This window comes from Micromonospora sp. NPDC005299 (genome assembly GCF_042872345.1).
In the GTDB taxonomy this organism is placed as follows: domain Bacteria; phylum Actinomycetota; class Actinomycetes; order Mycobacteriales; family Micromonosporaceae; genus Micromonospora.
In genome coordinates, this window is sequence record NZ_JBIAKG010000003.1 from 451,840 (window position 1) to 471,222 (window position 19,383).

Genomic DNA, 19,383 nt, shown 5'->3' on the forward strand with positions numbered 1-19,383 from the left:
GCTACCTCCGGTCGGCCGCGCCTCGGCTTCACACCCGCCGAGGGCGCGACCGGCGTACGGCGGGCGAGCGTTCGCGGCAGGGGTGGTGCCGGTCGTCGACCGGCCGCGACGGGCGAAACCGGCGTCCAGTGTGCCGCCCCGGGACCTGAGGCTTCAAGCGTCCCGTTCACGTGTCCTGCTCGCGTATCGGCAAAAGTCGACGTGCAACTTGCATGAAGCACGTCGCTGATGCACTCTGTCGGTATGGCACGGGTTACTCACCGTCTTCGCATGATCTCCGGGCGTGGTCGCACCACGGGCCGCGGGACGGCGGGAGGGGAGCCGTCCCGCGCCCTGCGACCTGCCCCGGGGTGAAGACCCCGCCGCTGCACGCCAGTTTGGCTGTGGCGACGGGAGCGGTAGCCGGGAGCAGCCGGGTGATGGTCGGGTGGCGGTCCGCCACCGCGGGTACGGCCCGACCAGCACCGACCCACTGATCAGCCGGTCCACGAGGTAGATCCCCCGTCACCGGACCGACCCGTCCCCCCGATCGACCTCGCCGGCCCGCCCGCCGGCCGATCCTTCCCAGGAGCCCATGTGCTTCCCCGCTCCGGTGACGTACTGCACGTGACTCGCGCGGCGAGTGTCCAGTTCCTCCGACCGATCATGTTCCGGGTGATCCGGGTGCTCGACTGGCCGACCTACGACGGTTGGCTCTGGCTCGACGGCTACGAGTTGAACGCGGCGGGGGACGCGGTCAACCGGCGGTCGATCTTCGTTCAGCAGGAGGGGCTGCGGCATCTCCAGGCCGCGCCGGCCCCGCGTCCGCACACCGTCCGGACGGCCCGCCGTCCGGTGGCCCGGACCCCGGTCCGGGTCGGCTGACCTCACGAATCCCGGTCGGGGGGCGTGCCGCCGCCATAGAATCGGTACGCCCACCCCGGCAAACGCTCCACCCCGCGCGCTCCAGACCCTGAACCTGGGATGGTCATGGTCAATCTGCCCGCCGCGCGGCGGCACCACCGGTCCCGTATCCGCTACGCCCTCGGGCTCCTCGCGTTCCTCGGCGCCGCGACCGCACTCGCGCTCGTGGTCCGCCACCCCGCCTTCTCCGCGACCCAGGAGTTGACGGAGCCGGTCCCGGCTCCGGAGATCACCGTGGCCGGGGAGGGCAACCGGCCGGCCACCGACCGGGAGGAGTACGAGCCCGCCTGGGTCGACCCACCGGTGGCCGGCGCGCGGGGCGGGGACCTCGACGACCCGCCGACCCCCGACCATGCCGGGGGCGGTGCCGGGGCCGGGGAGGCTGCACTCGCCGAGAGCCCGTCCACCGCCACCGAGCTCAGCCGGTCGCTGTTCTACTCCGGCCTGCTCGGCCTCGCCATCTCGCTGGCCGGGCTGGGCCTGGTCGGCACCCGGCGCCGCCAGTGGTGAACGCTCAGGGCGTGCCGGTGGCCGTCGGCGGGGGTGTCGTGGTGGGCGCGTCCGTCGTCGGGTCCGCGGCCTTGGCCACCACGATGGTGACCCGGTCCCCCTCGGCGACCGGCTCGCCGGCCCCCGGGCTGGTGTCGATCACCGTCCCGGCCGGTCGGTCCGACGTCCGGTACCGCACCCGGTAGTCCACGCCCAGCCGGTCGAGGGCCGCCCTGGCGGCGGACTCCGGCAGCCCCACCAGCGGCGGCATCGGCACCTCGGCGGCCGCCGTGGTGGTCGGTGGGCTGCTCGGCGGCGAACTGCTCGGCGCTGCGGTGCTCGGCGTCGCGCTGGTCCGTGGGGCGGTGGTCGGCACGGCCGAGGGCGACAGGCCCGGCACGGCGTCGCGGTCCGCCGCGCGGAGAGCCAGCCAGACACCCAGGCCGATCAACGCGATCAGCAGCAGCGCCAGGATGCCCAGCAGGATCGGCATCCACCAGCGACGACTCGCCTGCTCCTCGGTGTACCACTCGCTGCCGGGCTCCGGGTACCCGGCCGGCCGCGGTGGCGGCACTCCGGCGCGCCCGGACCAGGCGGGGCTGACCGGCTCCGAGCGGGTGGTGGCGTCGATGGGCCGGCGCGCTCCGGCACCGCCGTCCCCGCGGGGCATCGGCCGGGTCGCGTCGACATCCTCGCCGCCGGCCGGATTCCGTGGCATCGCGCGGGTCGCCTCCGCGTCGCCGCCCCCGGCCGGTTCACGCGGCATCGCGCGGGTCGCGTCGGCATCCCCGCCGCCGGCCGGGTCTCGGGGCATCGCGCGAGTGGCGTCGGCGTCCTGGGGCGTGGCGCGGGTGGCGTCCGGGGCGGCGCCGCTCCGGTCGGGAGGCAGCGCCCTGGTCGCGTCCGGGTCCTCGGCGGGCGGCTCCTGGCGGTCGTCGCTCATCGCACGTCCTTTCCCCACCGGGACCGGGCGGCCTGGCCCTCGATCGTCCACGGTAGCGGTCCGCCCCACCATCGGCAGGCATCAGCGCGCCGGGCCGCCCCTCACGGCGCGGGCGGCGGACTGGCGGTCGGCGTGGCGGAGGGCTTGTCGCCGCAGGTGAGGGCCACCGCGTCGTTCCATCGGGCCGTGCTTCCGGGGACCGGGTCCTGCGCGGTGACCGGACCCTGGCGCCCGGTGCGGTAGCGGGGGTAGAGGCCCGCGGCCACCAGGTCGTCCGCCGCGTCGGCACAGCCGTGGGCGAGCAGGTCGGGGACGGCGACGGCCGGCGCCGGGCCGGCGACCCAGAGGGTGACGGTGACGCCGCGCTTCACCGGCGTACCGGGGGCGGGCGAGGTGCGCTCGACGGTACGGCCGGAGCCGCTGCCGAACACCAGCCGCCAGCCGAGCCTGCGGTCCCGCAGCTCCCGTCGGGCCTGCTCGAAGTCGGTGCCCACCAGCTGCGGCACGGTCAGGCCGGCGGGGGTGGTGGTGCGCGTACCGGTCGGCCGGTCGTCGGCGGTGCTCGCCGGCGCGGCGTCCGGCGTGGTGGCATCGACGGCGGGTGTGGTGGGGCCGGCGGCGGGCGGTGCGGTCGGCCCGTCCGGCTCCCCGGCCAGGACCCAGCCGCCGCTCGCCCCGATCACCGCCAGCAGGACCAGCGCCAGGCCGCCACCGAGGAGCAAGCGGGCCCGGTCGCGCCCCGGTTCGGCGCGTACCCCGGGCTGCCGGTCCGGGTACCCCTCGTGCGTCATCGCGTCCCCCGTGTCAGTCACCGGCGACCGTATCCGGCGCCACCAAGCCCCTCGCGGCCGATCCGGCCTCCGCCACCACTCGCCGCGCCGACCTTGGGACGCTACGCTCCCCGGCATGGCCAGACGGGGCTGGGGAGGATCGACCGCCGCCGCGCTCGGCGTCGCCGCCGGTACGGGCGCCGCGCAGCTCGGCTTCGGCTACGGGCTCGGCATCATCAACTGGGCGCCGGACGGCGCCGCCCGCGTCGAGGCGGCCTGGGTGGCCAGCCTGGCCTGGGCCACCTGGATCTCCGCGACCTCCGTGATCGCCGGCGCGGTCTGCGCCCAGCGGCTGCGCGGCGCGGACGACGACGAACCGGCGGGCACCCTGCCGCGGCTCGGCCTGGCGCTCGCCGCCGGGGTGGGCGCGGTGATCACCCTGCTGCTGGTGGCCGTGCCGGCCCGAGCCGCCCGGGTGCCGGACACGTCCTCGCCACAGGCCGTGGCCGCCGGATACGCGGCCGCCGGGCTGGTGCTCGGGGTACTGCTCGCGACGTGGGCGCTGCACACCCGGGCCGCCGCCACCAACCTCATCGCCACCACCGGCTGGCTCTGGCTGCTCGCCGTGGTGTCGGTGGTCGACGGGGTGCTCTCCGGCCGTGGCCTGACCACCGCCCAGCTCGGCATCTGGCAGATCAGCGCGGACAGCGGCCGGTTCTGGATCCGCGACTACTTCTACTGGCCGGGAGCGCTGCTCTCGCTCGGTTCCGCCCTGGTGATCGGGGTGCTGGCCGCCCGGCGGGCGGTCCGCGCACCGGAGCGACGGATCGGGGCGGCGGCCTCCGGGGCCGCCGGTCCGCTGCTGGTCGCGCTGGCCTACCTGCTCGCCGTGCCGAGGCTCGCCGGGATCGCCGCCGAGCAGGTGTCGGCCCACCTGATCGCCCCGTACGCGGTGATCGCCGGGATCGGCGGCTCGGTGCTGGTGGCCGCGCTGGCCCAGCGGGCCGGCCGCCGCGCCGCCGAGCGGCCCGGCGTGAGCCTGCCCCGCCAGCGAACCGGGGAGCCGGACGAGCTGACGGCCCCCGACGAGCACCCGCCGATGGGCGGATCCGCCGGGGACGAGCCCGCGGAGGACAGGCCGGCACGCCGGTTCTTCGGGCGCCGCCCCGCCGGTACCGGGCCGGCCGCGCCGGATGCCGAACGCACGGCCGGCGGGGGCGGGTCGGCACCGGCCCGGTCGACGGACACGCTCAGCGAGCCGGTCGCGCCGGTCACCTCCGCAGGCGACCTCGGTGCGGTCACGTCCTCGGGCAGGGTCGGGGAGCCGGTCACGTCTCCGCGTACCGTCGGCGAGGCGACCACGGTGGGGCAGCGGGATGCGACGGCACCCGCCGGTGCAGCCGACCCCGCGCGGGGACCGGCGGGTGGCCGGCGCGGCCGGGCCGTGCCGCCCCAGCGGCGACCGGAGTCCAGCTCGGAGGTCCGCACCGAGCCGGCCCGGACCAGCGACGATCCCGTGGCAGGGGACCCGGCGACGGTGGAGACGCCGGGCGGGGGCGAGCCGGCCGCCGCATCGGAAAGCGCCGCGAGCGCGCCGACCACCGGACCGAAGGCCCGCCGCCGCACCCGCTGAAGCCGACCCGCCGACCAGCGGGGCGGCAGGCCGTTGGGCGCGGCCGTCAGTCGACCGGCCAGGTGTGCACGGGTTCGTTGCCGCGTTGCAGTTCGGCGTAGCGCTGGACCATGTGGTGCAAGGCGGCTTTCCGGTCCATGCCGCGGTGCCGCTCGGCCGCCCACACCGCCTCGGTCTGCCATACCGCGCCGTTGCGGCCGGTGCGACAGCGCTCCTCGATCACCCCGAGGAGGCGGTCGCGCTCGGCCGGGACGACGCCGAACCGGTCCAGCCCCTCCGCAGCGGTGGGCAGCAGCGTGTCGAGGACAAGCGTGGTGACCGGCACGTCGCCGAGCCGGGGCCAGTGCAGCACGGCGTTGATGCCGCGCCGAGCGGCGGCGTGGAAGTTCTCCTCCGCCGAGCTGAAGGTGAGCTGACTCCAGATGGGCCGGTCCGCCTCGGCGAGGCCGCGGGCGAGGCCGAAGTAGAAGGCCGCGTTGGCGAGCATGTCCACCACCGTCGGCCCGGCCGGCAGCACCCGGTTCTCCACGCGCAGGTGCGGGCGGCCGTCCATGATGTCGTAGACCGGGCGGTTCCAGCGGTAGACGGTGCCGTTGTGCAGACGCAACTCGCCGAGCTGGGGCACCCCGCCGGCGTGCAGCACCTCGACCGGGTCCTCGTCCTCGCAGATGGGCAGCAGGGGCGGGAAGTAGCGGACGTTCTCCTCGAACAGGTCGAAGATCGAGGTGATCCAGCGCTCGCCGAACCACACCCGGGGGCGTACGCCCTGGGCCTTCAGCTCGTCCGGGCGGGTGTCGGTGGCCTGCTCGAACAGGGCGATCCGGGTCTCCGCCCAGAGCTGCCGGCCGTAGAGGAACGGCGAGTTGGCGCCGATCGCCACCTGCACGCCGGCGATGGCCTGGGAGGCGTTCCAGTAGTCGGCGAAGCTGTCCGGCGCGACCTGGAGGTGGAACTGGAGGCTGGTGCAGGCGGCCTCGGGCGCGATCGAGTCGGTGTGCGTACGCAGCCGCTCGACGCCGCGGATGTCCAGCTCGATGTCCTCGCCCCGGGCCCCGACGATCTGGTCGTTGAGCACCCGGTAGCGCTCGTTGGTGGAGAGGTTGTCGGCGACCAGGTGCCGCTCGGTGAGGGTGGGCAGGATGCCGACCATCACGATCTTCGCGTCGGACTTGGCGGCCCGCTCGTCGGCGCGGCTCAGGCTGCTGCGCAGGTCGTGCGCGTAGTCGGCGAAGCCGGTCCCCTCGATGAGCCGGGGCGAGGCGTTCAGCTCCAGGTTGAACTGCCCCAGCTCGGTCTGGAAGAGCGGGTCGGCGATGTCGGCCAGGATCTGGTCGTTGCGCATGGCCGGCTCGGCGGCGGCGTCGACCAGGTTGAGTTCGATCTCCAGCCCGGTCATCGGCCGGTCGGCGTCGAAGCCGAAGTCGTCCAGCATCAGCGCGAAGACGTCCAGGCACCGCCGGACCTTCTGCCGGTAGCGGACCCGGTCCTCGCGGGAGAAGGCGCCCTGCTCGACGTCTCTGCCCATCTGTCCTCCCGGCGCCGGCGCCACGGAACCGTACGGTTCCGCAACGCATTGTGAACCATTCACGTTGAGTGCGTAAGTGCGCCCGGGCCGCCGGATCGGGGCTGGGCGCAGGTCTGCACTCCTACCCAGCCGCCGGCCGCCGCACCGCGGTCAACCTGCGAACAACACGTGACAATTCGCACCGCAGGCGTACGACGAACAGGCCCGCGCCGTCGGGTGACGGCGCGGGCCCGTGGGGTCGTACGCGGGGATCAGGCCTGGCGAACGGCCTCGCCCTCGATCTCGATCTTGATCTTCTTGCCCACCAGGACGCCGCCGGTCTCCAGGGCGACGTTCCAGGTCAGGCCGAAGTCCTCCCGGTCGATCTCGGTGGACGCGGAGAAGCCGAAGATGTCCTGGCCGAAGGGGCTGCGGCCGACGCCCTCGAACTCGACATCCAGGTCGACCGGACGGGTCACGCCCTTGATGGTCAGCTCACCGGAGAGGACGAACTCGTTGCCGTCGCGGGACTTCACACCGGTGCTGCGGAACTCCAGGGTGGGGAACTGCTCGGCGTCGAGGAACTCCGGGCTGCGCAGGTGCGCGTCGCGGTCGTCCTGGGCGGTGTTGATGCTGGCCGCCTGGATGGTGGCGGTCACCGCCGACTGCGTGGGGTCCTCGGCCACGGTGATCGTGGCGGTAGCCTCGGCGAACTCACCGCGTACCTTGCTGACCATCATGTGCCGGGCGACGAACCCGACGCGCTTGTGAGCCGCGTCCAGCAGGTAGGTGCCGGCGGTCGGGATGGTGAGACCCTCCCAGTCGCGGGTAACCGCTTCGATGCTGCTGGTCATGCTGGTGTCCTCCAGGAGAGATTGTTTAGTAGCCCAACGACTGACTGAGCAACTATAGGCACAGCAATATTCCCTGTGTCAAGGACTGCTAGGATGGCAGCGTGGACCAGAACGTGTTCGACGATCCCCGGATCACCGCCATCGGCCTCCTCTTCGAGGCCAGCGCCGGGCTGTCGGCCCGGTTCGCCGCCCAGTTCGAGGAGCACGGCCTCTCCGCGGTCGAGTTCGAGGTGCTGATGCGGCTCACCCGGTCGCCGGGTCACCAGCTGCGGATGACCGACCTCGCGGCGCAGACCTCCCTGTCCACCAGCGGGGTCACCCGCGTGGTCGACCGGATGGAGCGCGACGGCCTCCTCCGCCGCCGCGCCTGCCCGTCCGACCGGCGCAGCTCGTACGCGGTGGTCACCGCCGCCGGCCTGAGCCGGCTGGACGACACCCTGCCCGGGCACCTGCGGATCATCGAGGAGTGGTTCACCGGTCAGCTCGCCCCGGCCCAGCTGGAGGGCCTCCTGGACGGCCTGCGCCGGGTCCGCGACGCGGTGCACCCGGGCGCGACCGCCGGCAGCACCGAGCCGGTGCCCGCCGGGCAGCCCGCCGACTGCTGATCCCCGGACGGCTCGGGCGTACCGGCGAGTCACCGGCAGAAAGACCGGCAGAACCGAGGGAACACGGGGTCATACCCCCGCGATGACGGCTAAATCACCCGCGCCGGCTGGATAGTCTTCCCGGCAGCGGGGGGGGCACCGGGGGGTGCCGGCGCGAGCGATGAGCGAGGGGCAGCACCAGGGGGCTTTTTCGCTCGCGCCACCCCCGCGCCTTCTTCTCCCGTCGGGTTTCAGTCGCCTCGTCCGGCGCGTTCCCGGCGGGCCACCAGCGCGTAGAGCAGGGACTCCTCCCGGGGCAGCAGCCTGATCCCGGTGGCCCGGCAGGCCCGGTCCAGCCGGTCCAGCACCGTCACCTCGGCGGTGCTCGCGGCCAGCCCCACCAGCGCCTCGACCAGGTCGCGCCGCTCTCCGCCGCCGGCCGCGGACTCGGCCGCCGCGGTGAACCATTCCGCGGCCAGCTCCCGGTCCCCCCGGTTCAGCGCCAGATGGCCCTCGATCAACGCGCAGACCACCTCCTCCGGCGGCACGTCCCGGCGCTCACCGGCCGGGTCGAGGGTCTCCACACCCGGCGGCCGGCGCTGCCCCGGCACCGGGTGCGCCGGCCGCAGCTCGGCCACCACCTCCAGCGCCTCCGCCGCCCGTCCCTGGAGGGCGAGCGCGAGCCCGACCGTGCCGACCACCCGCCGCCACCGCCCCGGTTCGCCCAGCTCGACGAGCGCGCCCGCCACCCGCCACCCCTGCTCCACCGCGTCGACGTACCGGCCCTCCAGCCGGGCCACCTCGGCCAGGTCGGCCCGGGCCAGCAGGCGGAGCCGCTGCTCCCCGCACTGGGTGGCCAGCCGGTCGACCGTGGCCAGCCGGCGCCGCGCGCCGGCCAGGTCCGCCACCCGCACGTCGTGCCAGGTGAGGTGCTGATGGGCGACGGCCATCTCCCGCACCCGGCCGTGCCGGGTGGCCAACTCCAGCGCCGCCTCGGCCTGCTCCCGGGCCTCCCCCCGGGCACCGGCGGCGCTCAGCAGCGCGCAGAGCACCGACCGGGACGACAGCTCCCCGGTCACGTCCCCGGCCGCCCGGAAGATCGCCAGCGCGTCCCGGGCCGCCGGCAGCTCCACTCCGCCGGCGCCGTGCTCGGCGGCGAGCCGGGCCGTCCCGAGCAGCGCCCAGGCCCGCAGCACCGGCGGCGCGTCGGCGGTACGCGGGTCCGCCAGCAGCCGGCGCAGCCAGCGGCGCCCGGAGACGTCCCGCCCGCGCAGCCGCCACCAGCGGGGCAGTGCCGCCGCCAGGAGCAGGGCGGTCGCCGGATCGTCCTCGGCGGCGTGCGCCAGGGCGGCCGTGATGTCGCTGGTCGCCTCGTCGAGCAGGTGCACGGCGGCGGGCAGGTCCGCGCCGACCAGGTTCGGGGCGGTACGGCGTACCAGCCCGGCGACGACCGCCGCGTGCCGGCGCCGGATCGCGGTCAGCTCCCCTTCGACGGCGGCCTGCTCGGCGGCGAAGTCGCGGACCGCGTCGAGCAGGCGGAACCGGAACGGGCCGGTGCCCCGGACGCTGAGCAGCCCGAGTTCCCGCAGCCGGTCCAGCAGGGGAACCGCGTCCCGCCGCTCCTCGCCGTCGGCGAGCAGGTCCTCGGCCAGCTCCACCGACCAGCGGTTGCCGAAGGCGGAGAGCCGGCGCAGCGCCGCCCGTTCGGCGGGTGCGAGCAGGTGGTAGCTGGCCGCCACCGCCTCCCGCAGGGTCACCGTGCCGGCGGCGAGGTCGGCGGCCTCCCAGCCGGGGCGTACGCCGGCCAGGTCGAGGACCCGGTCGCCGTAGCGGTCGAGCAGCTCGGTGACGTCGAGGATCCGGCCGCGCGCGGCCATCAGCTCGATGGCCAGCGGCAGTCCGCCGAGTCGACGCACCAGCGCGGCGAGCGCCGGCAGCTCGGCCCGGGTGGGCGGCTCGCGGCGTGCCTGGGCGAGCCGGGCGGTGAACAGGGCCGCCGCGGGCCAGCGGGCCAGCTCCGACGCGTCGACCGGCTCCTGACCGACCGGCGGCACGTCGAGCGGCGCGACCGGCCGGACCAGCTCGCCGGCGAGCCCCACCGGACGCCGGCCGGTGACCAGCACCCGCAGCGTCGGCGCCGCCGCGACCAGTGCGCGCAGCGCCTCGGCCACCGGACCGGGCGCCCGCTCCACCGCGTCCACCAGCAGCAGCGCGGGCCGGCCGCCGAGCCGGCAGGAGAGGTCCGCCAGCCGGTTCACGCCGAGCACCGCGACCGAGGCGGCGAGCACGTCGGCGGCGTCCGAGCCCTCGCCGACCAGCACCCCGGCCACGCCGGCCGGATGGTCGGCGGCCGCCGCGTAGGCGACGGTGAGGGCGAGCGCGGTCTTGCCGACGCCGGCCAGCCCGACCAGGCTCACCACCGGATGCTCGGGAAGCAGGGCGGCCACCTCGCCGACGTCCCGGTCCCGGCCCAGCAGCGGGACCGGCTGGGGCAGGGCGATCGGCGTACCCGAATCGGTGGCGGCGGAGCCGGTGACCGGAAGGTGCCGCGCGGCCGGGCGCGGCGCGGCGGCGGCATCGGGACCGCTGACCGGCAGGCGGGCGGCGTCGCCGCTTGCCGGCCAGTGGGGCGCGGCGGTCTGGGCCGGTCGGGCGGCGGCGAGGAACGCCTGCCGGGCCGGACCGGCCAGGCGCAGGGCGTCGGCGAGCAGGTCGACGGTGGTGCGCTGGGGTCGGGTGGCCCGACCCCGCTCCAGGTCACGCACGGTCCGCACGCCGACGCCGGCCCGGGTGGCCAGCTCGGCCTGGGTGAGGCCGGCGGCGAGCCGATGCCCGCGCAACAGGTCGGGCAGCGGGGTACGACCGCCCGGGCTCCGCGAACGATCATGATCGGGAGTCATGGGCACGAAGAGTACGGATCGGGTCGGACGCTCCACAGCCCATCGTCGGGCAGCCGACCGTCCACTGCCGATATCCGACAGACGGTGAACCCGCCCAGGTCCGACCGGCCCGGGCGGGCGCCGCTCACATGCCGAGATCGCGGGCGATGATCATGCGCTGCACCTCGCTGGTGCCCTCGCCGATCTCCAGGATCTTGGAGTCGCGCCAGAAGCGGGCCACCGGGTACTCGTTCATGAAGCCGTAGCCGCCGTGGATCTGGGTGGCCTCGCGGGCGTTGTCCACCGCGATGGTGCTGGCGTGCAGCTTGGCGATGGCCGCCTGCCGCTTGAACGGCTCTCCGGCAAGCATCCGGGCGGCCGCGTCGTAGTAGGCGAGCCGGGCGGTGTGCGCCTTCATCTCCATGTCGGCGATCTTGAACTGGATCGCCTGGTACGCGCCGATCGGCTGGCCGAACGCCTCGCGCTCCTTCGCGTACCTGAGCGACTCGTCGACGCAGCCCTGGGCGAGGCCGACGGCCAGGGCCGCGATGGCGATCCGCCCCTCGTCGAGGATGCGCAGGAACTGGGCGAAGCCCCGGCCGCGCTCGCCGAGCAGGTTCCCCGCCGGCACCCGGCAGTTGTCGAAGGTCAGCTCGTGCGTGTCCGAGGCGGTCCAGCCGACCTTGGAGTAGCCGGGCGCGACGTTGAAGCCCGGCGTCCCGGACGGGACGATGATGGTGGACAGCTCCTTCGAGCCGTCCGGCTTGGTGCCGGTTACCGCGGTGACCGTGACCAGCGACGTGATGTCGGTGCCGGAGTTGGTGATGAACGCCTTCGAGCCGTTGATCACCCACTCGTCGCCGTCCAGGACCGCCCTCGTCTGCGTGCCGCCCGCGTCCGAGCCGGTGCCCGGCTCGGTGAGCCCGAAGCCCGCGAGGGCCTCGCCGCTGAGCAGCTTCGGCAGCCACCGGGCCTTCTGCTCGTCGGTGCCGAACCGGTAGATCGGCATCGCGCCGAGGGAGACTGCCGCCTCCAGGGTGATGGCCACGCTGGAGTCGACCCGGGCCAGCTCCTCCAGGGCCAGGCAGAGCGCGAAGTAGTCGCCGCCCATGCCGCCGTGCTCCTCGGAGAAGGGCAGACCGAACAGGCCCATCTTGCCCATCTGGCGGATGATCTCGTACGGGAAGGTGTGCTGCTCGTAGTGCTCGGCGATGGCCGGGGCGACCACCTCGCGGGCGAAGTCCCGCACGCTCTCCCGCAGCGCCTCTTGTTCCTCGCTGAGCCGGAAGTCCATCTGATCCTCCTGATGGGACGCCGTTGTGGACGGGCCGCCGGGCGCTCGTGGCGCCGGGTCGGGTGGTGCGGGTCGGGGTGGGTCAGACCGGGGTGACGCCGTGCCGGCGCTTCGCGAAGTGCCGCTCCTTGCCGCGCGCGGCGGCGAACCGGCGGACCAGTTCGGCGCGCAGCTCGTGCGGCTCGACAATGGCGTCCACCACCAGCTCGCTGGCGAGCCGGACGATGTCGATGTCGCGCTCGTACTCCTCGCGCTTCGCGGCGACGAACGCGGCCCGCTCGGCCTCGTCCTCGATCGCGGCGATCTTGTTGGCGTAGACGGCGTTGACCGCGGCCTCCGCCCCCATCACCGCGATCTTCGCGGTGGGCAGCGCGATCGTGGCGTCCGGCTCGAAACCGGGGCCGGCCATCGCGTAGAGGCCCGCGCCGTACGCCTTGCGGACCACCACGCAGATCTTGGGTACGGTCGCCTCGGAGATCGCGGTGATCATCTTGGCGCCGTGCCGGATGATGCCCTGCTTCTCCACGGCGCTGCCGACCATGAACCCGGGCACGTCGCTGAGGAACAGCAGCGGCACGTTGAACGCGTCGCAGAGCTGCACGAACCGGGTCGCCTTGTCGGCCGAGTCGACGAAGAGCACACCGCCCTTGAACATCGAGTTGTTGCCGACCACGCCGACGACCTCGCCGTTCAGCCGGCCGAAGCCGATGGTCAGCTCCTTGGCCCAGAGCGCCTGGATCTCGAAGAAGCTGCCCTCGTCGAGCAGGCCCTTGACGTAGCGGCGCATGTCGAACGCCTGCCGCTCGCTGGCCGGGACCAGCGCGGCCAGGTCGGCCTTCTCCGGCGTCGGCGTCGCCTCGACGGCCGGCGGGACCTGGGTCCAGTTGGTCGGCAGGTACGACAGGTAGCGCTTGACCACGTCGAGCGCCTCGGCCTCGGTCTTGCAGAGGAAGTGCCCGACGCCGGACTCGGCGCAGTGCACCTTGGCCCCGCCCATCGCCTCCAGCGTGGTCTTCTCGCCGGTGACCATCTCGACCATCCGGTCGGAGCCGAGGTACATGCTGGCGTTGCCCTCGACCATGGCGACCACGTCGCAGAACGCCGGGATGTAGGCCCCGCCCGCCGCGCTCGGCCCGAACAGGGCACAGACCTGCGGGATCGCGCCCGAGGCGCGGACCTGGTTCCAGAAGATCTTGCCGGCGCCCCGCCGGCCGGGGAAGAGGTCGACCTGGTCGGTGATCCGGGCCCCGGCCGAGTCGACCAGGTAGACCATCGGCACGCTGGTCGAGTAGGCCCGCTCGATGATCCGGATGATCTTCTCGACGGTCCGGGCGCCCCAACTGCCGGCCTTCACCGTGGAGTCGTTCGCCATCAGGCAGACCGGGCGGCCGTCGATGGTGGCCGTGCCGGTGACGACGCCGTCGGCGGGAAGCCCCTCGGCCATCGCGTTGGCGTAGAGCCCGTCCTCGACGAAGGAACCCTCGTCGACCAGGTACGCGACCCGCTCGCGAGCGAAGAGCTTGCCCTTGGCGGCGTTCGCCGCGTGGTACTTGTCCGCACCGCCGGCCTTGGCGCGCTTGCGCAGCTGCTCCAGAGCCTCACCGTCGAGCGTCACGCCGACTCCCATTGCCACCGGCCGCCTCGTGAGCGCGCCGACCGACCTGAACGATCGTTAGGCTAGCGCATTCCCGCCCCCTCCGGCGACCTGCCCGCCCGGCCACACCCTGCCGCCCCGACCGGCCGCCCCAACCGCCGCCCCGATGATCATGAAGTTATTGCCCTCCGCCGCGGCGTGTCGTGGCAATAACTTCATGATCAACGCTCCTGACCGGGGGCGGGGCGCGGCCCGGCGTGGGTCGGTCAGGAAGGGGTCGATCAGGAAGGGGTCGGTCAGGAGGGGGTCGGGGTGAGGCGGGTGCGGGGGCCGGCGCGGAGGACGCCGGACGGGAGCTTCTTGCCGACCAGGTGCTCGGCCAGCTCGGCCGCCTCGATCAGGGCGGCCAGGTCGATGCCGGTGTCGATGCCCATGTCGTGCAGCATGTGCACGGCCTCCTCGGTGGCCAGGTTGCCGCTGGCGCCCGGGGCGTACGGGCAGCCGCCGAGGCCGCCCACGCTCGCGTCGAACTCGGTGATGCCCAGCTCCATGGCGGTGAGCATGTTGGCCAGCGCGGTGCCCCGGGTGTTGTGGAAGTGCAGCAGCACCGGCACGTGGGCGTTGCGGTCGCGAACCGCGGTGACCAGCTCGCGGACGCGCCGGGGCGTACCCATGCCGGTGGTGTCGCCGAAGGCCACGCGGTCGGCGCCGTCCCGGACCACCCGGTCGACGATGCCGGCCACCCGCTTCGGGTCGACGTCCCCCTCGTACGGGCAGCCGAAGCTGGTCGCCACGATCACCTCGGCGGTCGCGCCCGCGCCGTGCAGCAGGTCGATCAGCTCGGCGATGTCGTCGAGCGACTCCTCGGTGGACCGGTTGACGTTGCGCCTGTTGTGGGTGTCGCTGGCCGACACCACCACCTCGATCTCGGTGAAGCCGGCGGCGAGGGCGCGCTGCGCGCCCCGCGTGTTCGGCACCAGCGCGGAGTAGTGCACCCCGTCGACCTTCGCGGCCCGCTGCCACACCTCGTCGGCGTCGGCCATCTGCGGGATCGCCTTGGGATGCACGAAGGAGACGGCCTCGATCCGCCGCACGCCGGTGCCGGAGAGCGCGTCGAGCAGCCGCACCTTGGCGTCGGTGGGGATCGGCTCCTCGTTCTGGAGCCCGTCCCGCGGCCCGACCTCCCGGATGGAGACGAAGTCCGGCAGTTCCGCCATAGGGGTCACCTCACTGTGACGGTGTTACGTGATGAGTCCTTCCAGCATCCCACCCCGCCTTCCCGCGCGGGTGATCATGAAGTTAGCGGCGACAAAACGGGCAGGATCTGCCGCCAACTTCATGATCAACCACGGCGGGTCAGCGCATGCGGGAGACGATGCCGGTGTCGTAGTCGCCGGAGAGGAACTCCGGGTTCTCCAGCAGCTCGGCGAAGAAGGGCAGGTTGTTCTTCGGACCGGTGATCTCGAACTGGGCCACCGCGGCCCTCGCCCGCGCGACCGCCTCGTCCCGGGTGGCGCCGCTGACGATCAGCTTGGCCATCAGGCTGTCGTAGAACGGGGTCACCGTGTTGCCGGCGACGTAGCCGGAGTCGACGCGTACGCCCTCGCCGGACGGCTCGTTCCAGGTGGTGATCGCGCCCGGGCCGGGCAGGAAGCGCTTCGGGTCCTCGGCGTTGATCCGCAGCTCGATGGCGTGCCCGCGCGGCGCGAGCGCGTCCGGGTCGAAGGTCGGGGCCAGGCCGGCGGCCACCCGCAACTGCTCCTCGACCAGGTCGACGCCGTAGACGTATTCGGTGACCGGGTGCTCGACCTGGAGCCGCGTGTTCATCTCCAGGAAGAAAAATTCTTCGGACGCGGGGCTGCTGCCCTGGAAGTCCCGCTGACGCGGGACCAACAGGCATTCCACCGTGCCCGCGTTGCGGTAGTTGACCGCCTCGCCCGCCCGCACCGCCGCCGCCAGGAACCGCGAACGCAGCTCGGGCGAGACCGCCGGGGACGGGGACTCCTCGACCAGCTTCTGGTTGCGCCGCTGCACCGAGCACTCGCGCTCGCCGAGGGCCACCACCCGGCCGTCGGCCAGGCCGAGGATCTGCACCTCGACGTGGCGTACCCGGGGGAAGTACCGCTCGATCAGCACGGAGCCGTCGCCGAACATCCGCTCGGCGAACGAGCGGACCTTGTCGTACTCGGTGCGCAGCGCGGCCTCGTCGGTGGCCACGCCCATGCCCATGCCGCCGCCACCGGCCGCGGCCTTGACCATCACCGGGTAGCCGATCTCCGCGGCGGCGGTGACCGCCGCGTCCAGGTCGGCCGCCGGCTCGGTGGTGCCCGGCGCGACCGGCACCCCGGCCGCCGCCATGAGGTTCCGAGCGTTGATCTTGTCACCCATGGCGGTGATCGCGTCCGCGCCGGGCCCGACCCAGATCAGGCCGCTGGCCTCGACGGTACGGGCGAAGTCCGCGTTCTCCGACAAGAAGCCGTAGCCGGGGTGGATGGCCTGGGCGCCGGTGTCCTTCGCGGCGGCGAGGATCGCCTCGACGTTGCGGTAGCTGAGCGCGGGATTGGCCGGGCCGACGCAGACCGCCTCGTCGGCTTCGGTCACGAACGGCAGGCCGGCGTCGGCCTCCGAGTGCACCGCGATCGCACGGATCCCGAGCTTCCTCGCGGTGCGGATGATCCGGCGCGCGATCTCGCCACGGTTGGCGATCAGCAGCGACTCGATCATGTTTTCCTCCAGCGTCCGGGGGTGGGGACGCTGTCAGGTAACCACGGCGGACCGGTCGGCCACGAGCCGACCCGGGGATCCCGCTGCCGTCAGGCGGGGTCGGTGGGGGCGAGCAGCGCGGCGAGCGTCGCGCCCCGCAGCAGCTCGGCCCGGCGGCGGCGGTCCACCTCGCCGCCGAGGAACGGGGTGGAGTTCATGAGGCCGAAGGCGGCGTGCGCGAGCACCCGGGCCTCGCCGTCCGGCAGCCCGGGGTGCAGCGCGGTCAGCACGGTGACCCACTCCTCGACGTACATCCGCTGGAGCCGGCGGATCCGGCGGCGCGGCTCGTCCGGGAGGCGGTCCAGCTCGTGCAGGTGCAGGGCGATCACCGCCGGGTTGGCCAGCGCGAAGTCGACGTGGAAGTCGATCAGCGACTCCAGCGTGCCGCGCGGGTCGTCGGGGTGGTTGGCGGCGCGTTCCCGGCCGCCGGCGAGCAGCCCCTCGCTGACCGGGATCAGCGCGGCGGCCAGCATCGCCTCCTTGCCGGCGAAGTGGTGGTAGAGCGCCGGGCCGGTGACCCCGGCGGCGGCGCCGATGTCGTCCATCGACACCCCGTGGTAGCCCCGCGCCGCGAAGAGCCCGACCGCGATCTCCAGGATCTCGTCGCGCCGGGACCGGCGCCGGCCCGCACCCGCGCCGTTCGCCGCGCCCCGCGCCTGCTGTTCCACCGCCACCGGGCCAGCCTAGACCGCGCACCCAAGCTGGTGGAGCCTCGGTTACCCGTCGGTCGCCTCACATCCCGCGCCGCTTGACCCTCGACCGGCTTCAGGCCGCAGGGTCCGTCGGCATGACCGCTCCCGCCCTCGGCCGCGACTACCGACTGCTCTGGTCCGCCGCCGTCTCGTCCCGGTTCGGCGACGCACTGCGTACGCCGGCCCTGGCCCTGCTGGCCGCGGCGTTCACCCGCGACCCCCGGGCGATCGCCGCGGTGACCGTGGCCGGGCAGCTCCCGCCGCTGCTGTTCGGGCTGCTCGGCGGCGCGTACGCCGACCGGTGGGACCGGCGTCGCACGATGGCGGCGGTGGACGGGGCGCGGGCCGTGGTGGTGGCCGCGCTGGCCGGGCTGGTCGCCACCGGCCGGGCCGGGGTCGCCGCGCTGGCCGCCGCGGCGTTCCTGCTCGCCACCCTGGGCACGCTCTTCGACGCGTCCGCCTTCGCGCTGCTCCCGTCGCTGGTCTCGCCGGCCGCACTGGCCACCGCCAACGGCCGGCTCCAGGCCGGCACGGCCGTGGCCGGCGGGCTCCTCGGCACCCCGCTGGCCGGCCTCCTCTTCGCCCTGGCCGCGGCGCTCCCGTTCGCCGTGGACGCGCTCACCTTCGCCCTCGCGGCTGCCCTCGTCCTCGTCCTCCGCCCGCTGCCGGCGGCGCCGCCCCGGCCGGCGGGGCCTGGGGTGTGGCGGGAGGCGTGGGCCGGGATGCGGTGGGTGCGCCGGGACCGGGTGCTGTGGGGGATCGCCCTCGCCTCGGCCGGGTCGAACCTGGCGATCAGCGGGTTGATGGCCGTGCTGGTGCTCTACGCGCTCGGGGCGCTGCGGGTGCCGGCGCAGGCGTACGGGCTGTTCGCGGCGGGAGTGGTGCTCGGCGGGCTGCTCGGGGCACTGGTCGCCGGGCGGGTGGCGGCCCGGTTCGGCACGCTGCCCGCGCTGCGCGCGGTGCTGCTCGGGCAGACCGTCGCGCTGGCCGGGTTCGCCCTGGCCCGTGGCCCGCTGACCGGGGGCGTGGCACTGGCCGCGTTCGCGGCCGGCACCACGATCTGGAACAGCCTCTGGTCGGCGTACGGGCAGGGGCACGTGCCGACGGAACTGCTCGGGCGGGTCGGCGCGGCGCAGCGGGTGGTCGGCCTGGCCGCCGCACCGCTCGGGGCGGCGCTGGCCGGGTTCGCCGGGGAGGCGTACGGGGTGGGCCCGGTGGTGGCCGCGGCGGCGGGCGTGTTCGCCCTGGTCACCGCCGGCGCGTGGGGAACGCTGCGCAGAACCGCCTGACCTGGTCAGCGGCCGCTCGGCTCGAAGCCGGCCAGCCGCACGGCGAGCCGCCGCCGGACCGGGGGCAGCCCGGAGGCGGCCCGGAGCAGCAGGTCGCGCAGCGGGCGGGCGGGCGGCGGGACGGCGGTGAGCCGGGTGAGCCCGGCGGCGAAGCCGAGCACCTCCTCGGCGAGCGGGCGGCGGGCGGCGGCGTACCCGTCGAGGAGCGTGTCGGGACCCCCGTCGAGCACCGCGGCGAGGGTGTCGCCGAGGGCGACCGCGTCGCGGAGGCCGAGGTTCATCCCCTGCCCGCCGGCCGGACTGTGCACGTGCGCCGCGTCCCCGGCGAGCAGCACCGGGCCGGACCGGTAGCTGCCGGCGATCCGGTGGTGGATCCGGAACCGGGAACTCCAGCGCACGTCGGTGACCCGGTCCGGGCGCCGGGCCGGCCCCCGCTCGTCGAGCAGCGCCTGGACGTGCCGCGCCTCCGGCTCGCGCGGCGCGTCGGCCACCGCGGCGACCAGCCGGACCATGCCGTCGGGCAGCGGCGCCCAGACCAGTGGACCCTGCCGGGCCAGGAAGAGGTTGACCTGGTCGCGGGGCAGTGCGCTGTCCACCCGGACGTCCGCGAGCAGGAACGACTCGCCGGGGTCGGCCGGCCCGCCGAAGTCGATGCCGGCCAGCTCGCGCACGGGGCTGCGCATGCCGTCGGCGCCGACCACCCAGCGGGCGCGGACCGTCTCGCCGCCCGCGAACGTCGCGCCGGCGCCGGCTCCGTCGAGGTCGAGGCCGGTCAGCTCGTACGGCCGGAGCACCCGTCCGCCGAGCGCGGTGAGCCGGTCGGCGAGCACCGCCTCGGTCTCGGCCTGGGAGACCAGCAGCGCGTACGGGTAGCGGGACGGCAACCGGTCGAAGGGGACGGTGAGCAGCACCCGGTCGCGGTCGCGGACGGTGAACCGGGTCGACGGGAGCCCGCGGGCGGCCAGCGGGGCGGCGACGCCGATCCGGTCCAGCACCTCCAGGGTGCCGGCGTGCACGACGGCCGCCCGCGAGGTGAGCGGCGGAGTGGGCAGCCGGTCCACCACGGTCGCGGTCACCCCGTGCCCGGCCAGGGTCACGGCGGCGGCCAGGCCGGTCGGTCCGGCCCCCACCACGAGGACGTCGGTGCGCTCGGGCAGCATGGCCCACCTCCAGGTTGCCAACAACTGTTTGC

The 19,383-nt window shown here is 74.7% G+C and carries 16 protein-coding genes; 5 read left to right on the forward strand and 11 right to left on the reverse strand.

Translation table 11 applies throughout. The features are described from left to right. Window positions 1-576: 576 nt before the first annotated feature. Window positions 577-864, forward strand: a complete 288-nt coding sequence (locus tag ACFYPD_RS11580) for a hypothetical protein (RefSeq protein ID WP_151464085.1) — start codon at window positions 577-579, stop codon at window positions 862-864. 99 nt (window positions 865-963) lie between these two features. Then, window positions 964-1,413, forward strand: a complete 450-nt coding sequence (locus tag ACFYPD_RS11585) for a hypothetical protein (RefSeq protein ID WP_387111636.1) — start codon at window positions 964-966, stop codon at window positions 1,411-1,413. 4 nt (window positions 1,414-1,417) lie between these two features. Here ACFYPD_RS11585 and ACFYPD_RS11590 read toward each other — a convergent pair whose 3' ends face one another. Both ACFYPD_RS11590 and ACFYPD_RS11595 read right to left on the reverse strand, forming a co-directional pair. Continuing rightward, window positions 1,418-2,335, reverse strand: a complete 918-nt coding sequence (locus ACFYPD_RS11590) for a PASTA domain-containing protein (protein WP_387111639.1) — start codon at window positions 2,333-2,335, stop codon at window positions 1,418-1,420. A 101-nt stretch (window positions 2,336-2,436) separates the two neighbouring features. After that, window positions 2,437-3,147 (reverse strand): PASTA domain-containing protein, encoded by a 711-nt coding sequence (locus ACFYPD_RS11595; RefSeq protein ID WP_387111641.1) that lies wholly within the window; start codon window positions 3,145-3,147, stop codon window positions 2,437-2,439. Window positions 3,148-3,241: 94 nt separating this feature from the next. Between ACFYPD_RS11595 and ACFYPD_RS11600 the strand changes: the two genes are divergently transcribed. Next, on the forward strand, window positions 3,242-4,738 hold the full coding sequence (locus tag ACFYPD_RS11600) for a hypothetical protein (RefSeq protein ID WP_387111644.1): 1,497 nt from the start codon (window positions 3,242-3,244) through the stop codon (window positions 4,736-4,738). 46 nt (window positions 4,739-4,784) lie between these two features. On the opposite strand, the gene ACFYPD_RS11605 is transcribed toward ACFYPD_RS11600, so the two are convergent. Together ACFYPD_RS11605 and ACFYPD_RS11610 are read right to left on the reverse strand one after the other, a co-directional pair. Then, a complete protein-coding gene (locus ACFYPD_RS11605; protein ID WP_387111647.1) occupies window positions 4,785-6,263 on the reverse strand; it encodes a glutamate--cysteine ligase in 1,479 nt (492 codons plus the stop codon). A 251-nt stretch (window positions 6,264-6,514) separates the two neighbouring features. Further along, entirely contained in the window at window positions 6,515-7,096 is a 582-nt protein-coding gene (locus ACFYPD_RS11610) for a YceI family protein (protein ID WP_387111650.1), read from the reverse strand. 101 nt (window positions 7,097-7,197) lie between these two features. On the opposite strand from ACFYPD_RS11610, the gene ACFYPD_RS11615 reads away from it, so the two are divergent. Continuing rightward, a complete protein-coding gene (locus ACFYPD_RS11615; RefSeq protein ID WP_387111653.1) occupies window positions 7,198-7,701 on the forward strand; it encodes a MarR family winged helix-turn-helix transcriptional regulator in 504 nt (167 codons plus the stop codon). A gap of 230 nt (window positions 7,702-7,931) precedes the next feature. Here the strand turns inward: ACFYPD_RS11615 and ACFYPD_RS11620 are convergent, their stop codons facing one another. From ACFYPD_RS11620 to ACFYPD_RS11645, 6 genes are all read right to left on the reverse strand, one after another. Then, a complete protein-coding gene (locus tag ACFYPD_RS11620; RefSeq protein ID WP_387111656.1) occupies window positions 7,932-10,580 on the reverse strand; it encodes an ATP-binding protein in 2,649 nt (882 codons plus the stop codon). A 124-nt stretch (window positions 10,581-10,704) separates the two neighbouring features. After that, entirely contained in the window at window positions 10,705-11,853 is a 1,149-nt protein-coding gene (locus ACFYPD_RS11625) for an acyl-CoA dehydrogenase family protein (RefSeq protein ID WP_387111658.1), read from the reverse strand. A gap of 82 nt (window positions 11,854-11,935) precedes the next feature. Then, entirely contained in the window at window positions 11,936-13,468 is a 1,533-nt protein-coding gene (locus ACFYPD_RS11630; RefSeq protein WP_387111661.1) for an acyl-CoA carboxylase subunit beta, read from the reverse strand. Window positions 13,469-13,743: 275 nt separating this feature from the next. Next, complete coding sequence (locus tag ACFYPD_RS11635) at window positions 13,744-14,664, reverse strand: hydroxymethylglutaryl-CoA lyase (protein WP_387111664.1); 921 nt, start codon at window positions 14,662-14,664, stop codon at window positions 13,744-13,746. Window positions 14,665-14,803: 139 nt separating this feature from the next. After that, window positions 14,804-16,171, reverse strand: a complete 1,368-nt coding sequence (locus ACFYPD_RS11640; protein ID WP_387111667.1) for an acetyl/propionyl/methylcrotonyl-CoA carboxylase subunit alpha — start codon at window positions 16,169-16,171, stop codon at window positions 14,804-14,806. Between the two features lie 89 nt (window positions 16,172-16,260). Next, window positions 16,261-16,884, reverse strand: a complete 624-nt coding sequence (locus ACFYPD_RS11645; RefSeq protein WP_387111669.1) for a TetR/AcrR family transcriptional regulator — start codon at window positions 16,882-16,884, stop codon at window positions 16,261-16,263. A 113-nt stretch (window positions 16,885-16,997) separates the two neighbouring features. Between ACFYPD_RS11645 and ACFYPD_RS11650 the strand changes: the two genes are divergently transcribed. Further along, window positions 16,998-18,191 (forward strand): MFS transporter, encoded by a 1,194-nt coding sequence (locus ACFYPD_RS11650; protein ID WP_387111672.1) that lies wholly within the window; start codon window positions 16,998-17,000, stop codon window positions 18,189-18,191. A gap of 5 nt (window positions 18,192-18,196) precedes the next feature. Here ACFYPD_RS11650 and ACFYPD_RS11655 read toward each other — a convergent pair whose 3' ends face one another. Then, complete coding sequence (locus ACFYPD_RS11655; protein WP_387111675.1) at window positions 18,197-19,351, reverse strand: FAD-dependent monooxygenase; 1,155 nt, start codon at window positions 19,349-19,351, stop codon at window positions 18,197-18,199. Window positions 19,352-19,383: the final 32 nt, after the last annotated feature.

Coding starts and splice junctions, on each gene's coding strand:
- ACFYPD_RS11625 (WP_387111658.1), bottom strand. CDS start 11,853: ATGGACTTCCGGCTCAGCGAGGAACAAGAGGCGCTGCGGGAGAGCGTG.
- ACFYPD_RS11620 (WP_387111656.1), bottom strand. CDS start 10,580: ATGACTCCCGATCATGATCGTTCGCGGAGCCCGGGCGGTCGTACCCCG.
- ACFYPD_RS11640 (WP_387111667.1), bottom strand. CDS start 16,171: ATGATCGAGTCGCTGCTGATCGCCAACCGTGGCGAGATCGCGCGCCGG.
- ACFYPD_RS11600 (WP_387111644.1), top strand. CDS start 3,242: ATGGCCAGACGGGGCTGGGGAGGATCGACCGCCGCCGCGCTCGGCGTC.
- ACFYPD_RS11655 (WP_387111675.1), bottom strand. CDS start 19,351: ATGCTGCCCGAGCGCACCGACGTCCTCGTGGTGGGGGCCGGACCGACC.
- ACFYPD_RS11610 (WP_387111650.1), bottom strand. CDS start 7,096: ATGACCAGCAGCATCGAAGCGGTTACCCGCGACTGGGAGGGTCTCACC.
- ACFYPD_RS11590 (WP_387111639.1), bottom strand. CDS start 2,335: ATGAGCGACGACCGCCAGGAGCCGCCCGCCGAGGACCCGGACGCGACC.
- ACFYPD_RS11585 (WP_387111636.1), top strand. CDS start 964: ATGGTCATGGTCAATCTGCCCGCCGCGCGGCGGCACCACCGGTCCCGT.
- ACFYPD_RS11605 (WP_387111647.1), bottom strand. CDS start 6,263: ATGGGCAGAGACGTCGAGCAGGGCGCCTTCTCCCGCGAGGACCGGGTC.
- ACFYPD_RS11650 (WP_387111672.1), top strand. CDS start 16,998: ATGACCGCTCCCGCCCTCGGCCGCGACTACCGACTGCTCTGGTCCGCC.
- ACFYPD_RS11635 (WP_387111664.1), bottom strand. CDS start 14,664: ATGGCGGAACTGCCGGACTTCGTCTCCATCCGGGAGGTCGGGCCGCGG.